This window comes from Streptomyces sp. SudanB182_2057 (assembly GCF_964272715.1).
GTDB classification, from domain to species: domain Bacteria; phylum Actinomycetota; class Actinomycetes; order Streptomycetales; family Streptomycetaceae; genus Streptomyces; species Streptomyces rubradiris.
In genome coordinates, this window is record NZ_OZ186798.1 from 7,641,566 (window position 1) to 7,651,756 (window position 10,191).

Genomic DNA, 10,191 nt, shown 5'->3' on the forward strand with positions numbered 1-10,191 from the left:
GCTGGTGAACAACGAAGAGCAACTGCTCGACTATCTCAGGCGGACGACGGCGGACCTGCGGGAGGCGCGGCGACGGCTGCGCGAGACCGAGCGACGCGCACACGGCCCCGTCGCCGTCGTCGGCATCGGCTGCCGCTACCCCGGCGGCGTCACCACCCCCGAGGACCTGTGGGACCTCGTCGCGACCGGCACCGACGCGGTGACCGACTTCCCCGCCGACCGCGGCTGGGACGTGGACGCCCTGTACGACCCCGACCCGGCCCGGCCCGGCAAGACCTACTCCCGCACCGGCGGATTCCTGCACGACGCCGCCGACTTCGACCCCGGCTTCTTCGGCATCAGCCCCCGCGAGGCCCTCGCCATGGACCCGCAGCAGCGGCTGCTGCTGGAGATCTCCTACGAGGCATTCGAACGGGCCGGCATCGACCCCGCCTCCCTGCGCGGCAGCCGCACCGGCGTGTTCGCCGGCGTCATGTACAACGACTACGCCACCCGCCTCGGCTCCGTACCCGACGACCTCGACGGCTACCTGGCCAACGGAAGCGCCGCCAGCATCGCCTCCGGCCGCGTCGCCTACACCTTCGGGCTCGAAGGGCCCGTCGTCACCGTCGACACCGCCTGCTCCTCCTCCCTGGTCGCCCTGCACTGGGCGGTACGGGCGCTCCAGTCCGACGAGTGCTCCCTCGCCCTGGCCGGCGGGGTCACCGTGATGTCCACCCCGGAGACCTTCGTCGACTTCAGCCGGCAGCGCGGGCTCGCCCCGGACGGCCGCTGCAAGGCGTTCGCCGCCGCGGCCGACGGCACCGGCTGGGGCGAGGGCGCGGGCATGCTGCTGCTGGAACGGCTCGCCGACGCCCGCCGCAACGGCCACCCGGTGCTCGCCGTCATCCGCGGCAGCGCGGTCAACTCCGACGGCGCCAGCAGCCGGCTGACCGCGCCCAACGGCCCCTCCCAGCAGCGGGTCATCCGGCAGGCCCTGGCCGGCGCCGGGCTCACCCCCGCCGACGTCGACGTGGTCGAGGCGCACGGCACCGGCACCGCCCTCGGCGACCCCATCGAGGCCCAGGCGCTGCTCGCCACCTACGGCCAGGACCGCGACCGGCCGCTGCTGCTGGGCTCGGTCAAGTCCAACCTCGGGCACACCCAGGCCGCCGCGGGCGTCGCCGGCGTCATCAAGATGGTGCTGGCCATGCGGCACGGCGAGGTCCCGCCCACCCTCCACGTCGACGCGCCCACCGACCAGGTGGACTGGAGCGCCGGAGCCGTCGAACTGGCCCTCCAGCGGCGTCCCTGGCCCGCCACCGGACGGCCCCGCCGGGCCGCCGTCTCCTCCTTCGGCATCAGCGGCACCAACGCCCACGTCGTCCTGGAACAGGCGCCCGCCGACCCCGAACCGGCCGAGGACACACCCGACTCGCCCGCGCGGGAGGACGGCTGCGTCCCCTGGATCGTCTCCGGCCGCACCCCCCAGGCCCTCACCGCGCAGATCGCCCGGCTGCGCGACCACCTCGCCACCCACCCCGGCGCCCGCCCGGCCGACCTCGCCCTGTCGCTCGCCACCACCCGCACCCGCCACGAGCACCGCGCCGTCGCCGCCGGCCGGGACACCGCCGAACTGCTCGCCGCGCTCACCACCGCCACCCCGCTCACCCGGACCGCCGGCCGGACCGCGTTCCTGTTCACCGGGCAGGGAGCCCAGCGCACCGGCATGGGCCGCGCCCTGTACCGGGCCTTCCCGGTGTACGCCGACACCTTCGACGCGGTGTGCGCCCTCGCCGACCCCGGCCTGGAACGGCCCCTCGCCGACGTGCTCGACGACGACTCCGGCCTGCTCCACCGCACCGACTACGCCCAACTCGCCCTCTTCGCCACCGAAGTGGCCCTCTACCGCCTCCTGGAGTCCTGGGGCGTCACCCCCGACTACCTGGCCGGCCACTCCGTCGGCGAGATCGCCGCCGCCCACGCCGCCGGGGTGCTGTCCCTGCCCGACGCCGTACGGCTCGTCCTCGCCCGCGGCACCCTGATGGCGGCCCTGCCCCAAGGCGGCGCCATGGCAGCGCTGCGCGCCACCGAGGAGGAGATCACCCCCCACCTGGACGCCACCGTCGGCCTCGCCGCCGTCAACGGCCCGCGCTCGGTGGTGATCTCCGGCGCCGAAGACGCCGTCACCGCCCTCGCCGCCCGCTTCGGCGGCGGAAAGCGGCTGACCGTCTCGCACGCCTTCCACTCGCCGCTGATGGAGCCGATGCTCGCCGGCTTCGCCGAGGCCGCCGCCCGCTGCTCCTACGCCGAGCCCCGCATCCCCCTCGTGTCCACGCTCACCGGCGCCCTCGCCGACCCCGCGCACCTGACCACCCCCGGCTACTGGGTCGACCACGTCCGCCGCACCGTACGCTTCGCCCCCGCCCTGACCACCCTGCACGACCTGGGCGTCCGCACGTTCCTCGAAGTCGGCCCGGACGCCGCCCTCACCGCGCTCGCCGCCGACTGCGTACCCGAGGACAGCGTGACCATCGCCGCGCTGCGCCGCGCCGGCGACGAGGAACGCGACCTGGTCACGGCCGTGGCCCGGCTGCACGCGGCCGGCACCGACGTCGACTGGGCGGCCTTCTTCGCCCCGCACCGGGCCCGGCCCACCGCCCTGCCCACCTACGCCTTCCAGCGCAGCCGCCTCTGGCTGGACGCCGGCACCGGCGGCAGCGGCGACGCGGGCGGCCTCGGGCAGAGCGCCACCGGCCACCCCCTGCTGACCGCCGCGACCGACCTGCCCGACAGCGGGGGAGCGGTCCTGACCGGACGGCTCTCCCGGGCCTCGCACCCCTGGCTCGCCGACCACGCCGTGCACGGCGCCGTACTGCTGCCCGGCACCGCCTTCGTGGAACTGGCGCTCCAGGCCGCGGAGCGCACCGGCTGCGACACCGTCGGCGAACTCACCCTGCACGCCCCGCTGATCCTGCCCGAGCAGGGCGCCCTCGCCGTCCAGGCCGCCGTCGGCCCCGACCGGGACGGACAGCGGGAGCTGACCATCTGGTCCCGCCGCGCCGACACCCCCGACGCCCCCTGGACCCGCCACGCCGCCGGCGTCCTCACCTCCGCCGACGGCACGGACCCGGCCGGGCTCACCGACTGGCCGCCCCCGGACGCCGAACCCGTCGACCTGGCCGGCCTCTACCCCGCGCTGGCCCGCACCGGCTACGGCTACGGCGAGGTCTTCCAGGGCCTGCGCGCCATGTGGCGGCGCGGCGACGAACTGTTCGCCGAGGCGGCCCTCCCCGACAGCGCCCGCGCCACCGCCGCCGGGTACGGGATACACCCGGCCCTGCTGGACGCCGTCCTGCACGTCAACCTGCTGGACCTGCCCGGCGGCCAGGCGGTCCTGCCGTTCGCCTGGGGCGGCGTCACCCTCCACGCGCCGGGCACCGACACCCTGCGGCTGCGCCTGACCCCGTCCGGCCCCGACTCCGTCGCCCTCACCCTGGCCGACGCCGCCGGCGCGCCCGTCGCCACCGTACGCGGCCTCGTGGCCCGCCCCGTCACCGCCGACCAGCTCGCCGGGGACGGCGACGACCCGCTGTACCGGGTGGACCTCGTCCCGGCGCCCGCCGCCACGGCCCCGGCCCTGCCCCTGACGGCCGTGTGCGGCCTCGGACACGACGACACCGGCCCTGAAGGCGCCGATCCGGACCGTGTTCTTCTGATCGGCGCCGACATCCCGCACCACCCCGGTCTCGCCGCCCTCACCGCCGCCGGTCCCGTCCCCGACCTGGTCCTGCTGGCCGTCCCGCCCGCCCCCGACGCCGTACCGGACCTGCCCGCGCTGGTGCGCGCGCGGGTGCACGCGGTCCTGGACATGCTGCGCTCCTGGCCCGCCGACGAGCGGTACGCCGGGCGCCGGCTCGCCGTGCTGCTGCGCACCGGCGACCTCGCGCACGCCGCCCTGTACGGGCTGGTCCGCGCGGCACAGGCCGAGCATCCCGGGCGGTTCCTGCTGGTCGACAGTGACGGCAGCGCCGACCCCGGACCGGCCCTCGCCACCGCGCTCGCCGCCGGGGAACCGGAGGTCGCGGTGCGGGACGGCGAGGTGCGGCTGCCCCGGCTGGCCCGCGCCAAGCCCGGCGGCCCGCCCGCCTGGGACCCGGACGGCACCGTCCTGATCACCGGCGGCACCGGCGGCCTCGGCGCGCTGATCGCCCGTCACCTGGTCACCGCGCACGGCGTACGGCGCCTGCTGCTCGCCGGGCGGCGCGGCGTGGACGCCCCCGGAGCCGCCGGACTCGCCGACGCCCTGCACGACCTGGGCGCGGAGGTGACCGTCGCCCGGTGCGACGCCGCCGACCGGGACCAACTGGCCGCGCTGCTCGCCGACCACGACGTACGGGCCGTGGTGCACGCCGCCGGCGTCGTCGACAACGGCGTCCTGGCCGGCCTGGACGCCGACCAGGTGGACCGGGTGCTGCGGCCCAAGGTGGACGCCGCCTGGAACCTGCACGAACTGACCCGCGAGAAGGACCTGTCGGCGTTCGTGCTGCTGTCCTCCACCGCCGGACTGCTGGTCGGCGGCGGCCAGGCCAACTACGCCGCCGCCAACACCTTCCTCGACGGCCTCGCCGCCCACCGCCGCTCGCTCGGCCTGCCCGCCGTCTCCCTCGCCTACGGCCTGTGGTCCGATACCGGCGGCCTGGCCTCCGGCATCGACGCCGCCGACCTGGAACGGCTGCGCCGGCTCGGCCTGCCGCCCCTGACCCCCGCCCAGGGCCTGCGCGCCCTCGACGCGGGCCTCGGCGGCGAGGACGCCGTACTGGTGCCCGTACGCCTGGACGCCGCCGCGCTGCGCGCCCGGACCGACGGCGTGCCCGCGCTGCTGCGCGGCCTGGTCCGGCCCGCCCGGCGGCGCGGCACCGAGGGCGGCACCCCGGCGGGGTCCTGGCGCGACCGGCTGGCCCCGCTGGCCGACCCCGAACGCGACCGCGCCCTGCTGGAGCTGGTACGCACCCATGTCGCCGCCGTGCTCGGGCACCCCTCGCCCGAGTCGGTGGACCCGGGACGCGCCTTCCAGGAGATGGGCTTCGACTCGCTCGCCGCCGTGGAACTGCGCAACCTCCTCGCGGGCGCCACCGGGCTGACCCTGCCCGCCACGCTCGTCTTCGACCAGCCCACGCCCACCACCCTCGCCGCCCACCTCAAGACCGCGCTGGTGCCCGGCCCCGCCGACCGGGCCCGGTCCGCGCTGGCCGAACTGGACCGCCTGGAAGCCGCGCTGCACGCCCTGCCCGACGAGGACGGCAACCACGCCCGGGTCACCGCCCGCCTCGAAGCGCTGCTGCGCGACTGGCAGGACACCCACGGCCGGCACTCCGCACCCGCGGCGCCCGAGGACTTCGGCGACGCCAGCGACGACGAACTCTTCGCCAGGATCGACAACGAACTGGGAGCCCTGTGATGGAAGACTCGGCCACGGCCGGCAAGCTCCGCGACTACCTCAAGCGGGCCACGACCGAGCTGGAGCGCAGCCGCCGCCGCGTGCGGGAGCTGGAGGACCGCGAGCGCGAGCCCGTCGCCATCATCGGCATGGGCTGCCGCTACCCGGGCGGTGTGCGCACCCCCGAGGACCTGTGGCGGATCGTCGACGAGGGCATCGACGTCGTCACCGACTTCCCCACCGACCGGGGCTGGGACACCGAGGCGATCTACGACCCCGAGCCCGGCGCCCCCGGCAAGACCTACGTCCGCCACGGCGGCTTCCTGCACGACGCCGCCGAGTGCGACCCGGCTTTCTTCGGCATCAGCCCCAAGGACGCGCCCGGCACCGACCCGCAGCAGCGGCTGCTGCTGGAGGTCACCTGGGAGGCCTTCGAACGGGCCGGCATCGACCCCACCACCGTCAAGGGCACCCCGACCGGCGTCTTCGTCGGCCTGATGCACCACGACTACCTCGGCGGCACCATCTCCGGCAGCATCGTCTCCGGCCGCATCGCCTACACCCTGGGCCTGGAGGGCCCCGCGGTCACCATGGACACCGCCTGCTCCTCCTCCCTGGTGGCGCTGCACCAGGCCATCCAGTCGCTGCGCAAGGGCGAGTGCTCCCTGGCGCTCGCGGGCGGCGCCGCCGTCATGGCCAGCCCCGAGATGTTCATCGAGTTCAGCGAGCGCCGCGCGCTGTCCCCCGACGGCCGCTGCCACTCCTTCTCCGACGACGCCGCCGGCGCCGCCTGGGCCGAGGGCGCCGGCATGCTGCTGGTCGAGCGGCTGTCCGACGCGCTGCGCAACGGCCACGAGGTGCTCGCCGTGGTCCGCGGCTCGGCCGTCAACCAGGACGGCGCCTCCAACGGCCTGACCGCGCCCAGCGGACCGGCGCAGATCCGCGTCATCCGGCAGGCCCTCGCCGACGCCCGGCTCGCCCCGCACCACATCGACGCGGTCGAGGCGCACGGCACCGGCACCACCCTCGGCGACCCCATCGAGGCCCAGGCCGTCATCGCCGCCTACGGGCAGGACCGGCCGGAGCACCGGCCGGTGTGGCTCGGCTCCCTGAAGTCCAACATGGGCCACCCGCAGGCCGCGGCCGGCGTCGGCGCCGTCATCAAGATGGTCATGGCGATGCGCCACGGCACCCTGCCCCGCACCCTGCACGTCGAGAAGCCCTCCACCGCCGTCGACTGGAGCGCCGGAGACGTCCGGCTGCTCACCGAGGCCCGCCGCTGGGACACCCCCGACGGCCGCCCGCGCCGGGCCGGTGTGTCCTCCTTCGGCATCTCCGGCACCAACGCCCACACCATCCTGGAGGAGGCGCCGCCCGCCGCCGCGGAACAGGCCGCGCCCGAGCGGGCCGCGCTGCCCGTGATCCCCTGGGTGCTGTCCGGCAAGGGCCCCGACGCCGTGCGCCGGCAGGCGGAGCGGCTGCTCGCCGCGGCCGGCGGCCTCGACCCGTACGACGTCGGTTTCTCGCTGGCCACCACCCGCACCGTCTTCACCCACCGGGCCGCCGTCACCGGCCGCGACCGGGACGAGCTGCTGGCCGGGCTGCGCGCCGTCGCCGACGGAAGCCGGCCCGCCGAGACCGCCCCCGAACCCGGCCGGCTCGCCGTGCTGTTCTCCGGGCAGGGCTCCCAGCGGCCCGGCATGGGCCGCACCCTGCACGCCGCGTTCCCGGTGTTCGCCGCCGCCCTCGACGAGATCTGCGCCGCGTTCGACACCCACCTGGACCGGCCGCTGCGCGAGGTGATGTGGGACCAGGACACCGATCCCGCGCCGCTGCACCAAACCGTGTACACCCAGGCCGCCCTGTTCGCCTTCGAGACCGCCCTGTACCGGCTGCTGGAGCACTGGGGCGTCCGCCCGGACCTGCTCGCCGGGCACTCCGTCGGCGAGGTCGTCGCCGCGCACGTCGCCGGTGTGCTGGACCTGAAGGACGCCGTCGCCCTGGTCGCCGCCCGCGGCCGGCTCATGCAGGAACTGCCCGCCGGCGGCGCGATGGTGTCCCTGCTCGCCACCGAGGCGGAGGTCGCCGGGCTGCTCACCGACGGCGTCGGCATCGCCGCCGTCAACGGCCCGCGCGCGGTGGTGGTCTCCGGCGACGAGGACGCCGTGCTCGCCGTCGCCGCCCGGGTGGAGAAGTCCACCCGGCTGAAGGTGTCGCACGCCTTCCACTCCCACCGCATGGACCCCATGCTGGAGGAGTTCCGCGAGGTGCTGGCGCAGCTGACCTTCCGCGAGCCCGCCCTGCCGGTCGTCTCCAACGTCACCGGCCGCCTCGCCGACCGGCTCACCTCGCCCGAGTACTGGGTCCGGCACGTCCGCGAGGCCGTCCGCTTCCACGACGGGGTCACCACCCTGGCCGCCGAGGGCGCCACCCGCTTCCTGGAGGTCGGCCCCGACGCCGTCCTCAGCAACTTGGCCCAGGACACGGTGCCCGTCGTCATCGCCGCCCAGCGCCGCGACCGAGCCGAGGACGCCGCCCTCCTCGACGCCGTCTGCCGGCTGCACCTGACCGGCACCGGCCCCGACTGGACGGCGCTGTTCCCCGGCGGCCGCAAGGTCGACCTGCCCACCTACCCCTTCCGCCGCGACCGGCACTGGGAGGACGCCCCCATCCTCCAGGCCGAGCGCTCGGCGGCGGCCCGCGCGGGCGACGCCGCCGACCCGTTCTGGGACCTGGTCCGCGACCAGGACGTCACCGCCGTGGCCGCCACCCTCGGCGTCGCCGACGAGACCTCCGTCGCCGCCGTCGTACCGGCCCTCGCCGCCTGGCACGAGCGGCGGCAGGCCGACGCCGCGGCCGACGGCTGGCGGTACCGCGTCGCCTGGGAGCCGCTGGCGCCCGCCGCCACCCCGGCGCGCGGCGGCCACTGGCTCGCCGTCGTCCCCGCCGCCGGTGACCCGTGGACCACCGCCGTCCTGACCGGGCTCACCGAACGGGGCCTCACCCTCGACACCCTCACCGTGCCCGCCACGGCCGGCCGCGCCGAACTCGCCGCGCTGCTCGCCGGACGGGACGGCGCCGACGGCGTGCTGTCCCTGCTGGCCCCCGCCACCGCGCCGGCCGTCACCGCCGCCCTCGTCCAGGCCCTCGGGGACGCCGGGATCACCGCCCCGCTGTGGTGCGTCACCCGCGACGCCGTCGCCCACGGCCCGGCCGCCGCCGTCACCGGCCTCGACCAGGCCCCGGTGTGGGGCCTCGGCCGGGTCGCCGCGCTGGAACACCCCGAACGCTGGGGCGGACTGGCCGACCTGCCCGCCGCACCCGGCCCGGACACCCTCGCCCGGCTGGCCGCCCTGCTCGGCGACCCCGGCGGCGAGGACCAGGTCGTGCTGCGCGACACCGGCGCCTACGGCCGGCGCCTGGAGCCCGCCCCCGCCCGCACCGGCGCCCCCTGGACGCCGTCCGGCACCGTGCTGGTCACCGGGGCCACCGGCGCCGTCGGCAGCGCCGTCGCCCGCCGGCTCGCCGCCGAGGGCGCCGACCACCTGCTGCTGACCTCCCGCCGCGGCATGGACGCCCCCGGCGCCGCCGATCTGGTCCGCGAACTCACCGACGCCGGTACCCGGGTCACCCTCACCGCCTGCGACGTCAGCGACCGCCGGGCCGTGGCCGCCCTGCTGGACTCCGTACCGGCCGAGCACCCCCTGACCGCCGTGCTGCACCTGGCCGGCGTCCTCGACGACGGCGTCCTGGACGCCCTCACCCCCGAACGCTTCGACCGCGTCCTCGCCGCGAAGGCCGACGCCGCCCGCCACCTGCACGAACTCACCGCGGACCGGGACCTTTCGGCATTCGTGCTGTTCTCCTCGCTGACCGCCACCGTCGGCGGCGCCGGCCAGGCCAACTACGCCGCCGCCAACGCCTACCTCGACGCCCTCGCCGAACACCGCCGCGCCGCCGGACTGCCCGCCACCTCGATCGCCTGGGGACCCTGGGGCGGCGACGGCATGGCCGCCCACGGCACCGTCCGCTCCGCCGCCCGCGCCATGGGCATGTCCCCCCTCGACCCCGGCCGCGCGCTCACCGCGCTGCGCCGCGCCCTGGCCGGCGGCGACACCACCGTCACCGTCGCCGACGTCGACTGGGCGGTGTTCGCGCCCGCCTTCACCGCGACCCGGCCCAGCCCCCTGCTGTCCACGCTGCCCGGCGCCCGCCCCGGCACCGGCGGACCCGAACAGGCCGGTGCCGCCGACGGCTTCGCCGAGAAACTCGCCGGCCTCACCGGCGGCGAACGCGACCGCGCCCTGCGGGAGCTGGTGTGCGGCCAGGCCGCCGCCGTCCTCGGCTACGGCGACGCCGACGCGGTCGAGCCGACCACCGCCTTCCGCGACCTCGGCTTCGACTCCCTCACCTCCGTCGACCTGCGCAACCGGATCAGCGCCGCAGCCGGGGTGCCGCTGCCCGCCACGCTCATCTTCGACTACGCGACGCCCGCCGCCCTCGCCCAGCACCTGGGCACCGAGATCGCCGGCGCCGGCACCTCCTCCGTGGACTCCGTCCTCGCCGACCTCGACCGGATCGCCGCCCGGCTCGGCGGCCTGAGCGCCGAGGACATCGAACAGGGCCGGATCGCCGTCCGGCTGCGGTCGCTGCTCGGCGACCTGGACCAGACCCTCGGCCAGGAGGAGGCCGACGCGGTCGCCGGACGGCTGGAGGACGCCACCGCCGACGACGTCTTCGCGTTCATCGACAACGAACTCGGCTCGGCCTGA

At 76.8% G+C, this 10,191-nt stretch carries 2 protein-coding genes; both read left to right on the forward strand.

All coding sequences use genetic code 11. The features are described 5' to 3' along the window. The first annotated feature begins 4 nt into the window (after positions 1–4). Positions 5–5,440 (forward strand): SDR family NAD(P)-dependent oxidoreductase, encoded by a 5,436-nt coding sequence (locus ACSURM_RS34170; protein WP_436959825.1) that lies wholly within the window; start codon positions 5–7, stop codon positions 5,438–5,440. Further along, positions 5,440–10,191, forward strand: a complete 4,752-nt coding sequence (locus ACSURM_RS34175) for a type I polyketide synthase (protein WP_436959826.1) — start codon at positions 5,440–5,442, stop codon at positions 10,189–10,191. Before ACSURM_RS34170 ends, ACSURM_RS34175 begins: the two co-directional genes overlap by 1 nt.

What these genes read in the sequence shown, in the direction of transcription:
- ACSURM_RS34175 (WP_436959826.1), top strand. Translation starts at nt 5,440, where the DNA reads ATGGAAGACTCGGCCACGGCCGGCAAGCTCCGCGACTACCTCAAGCGG.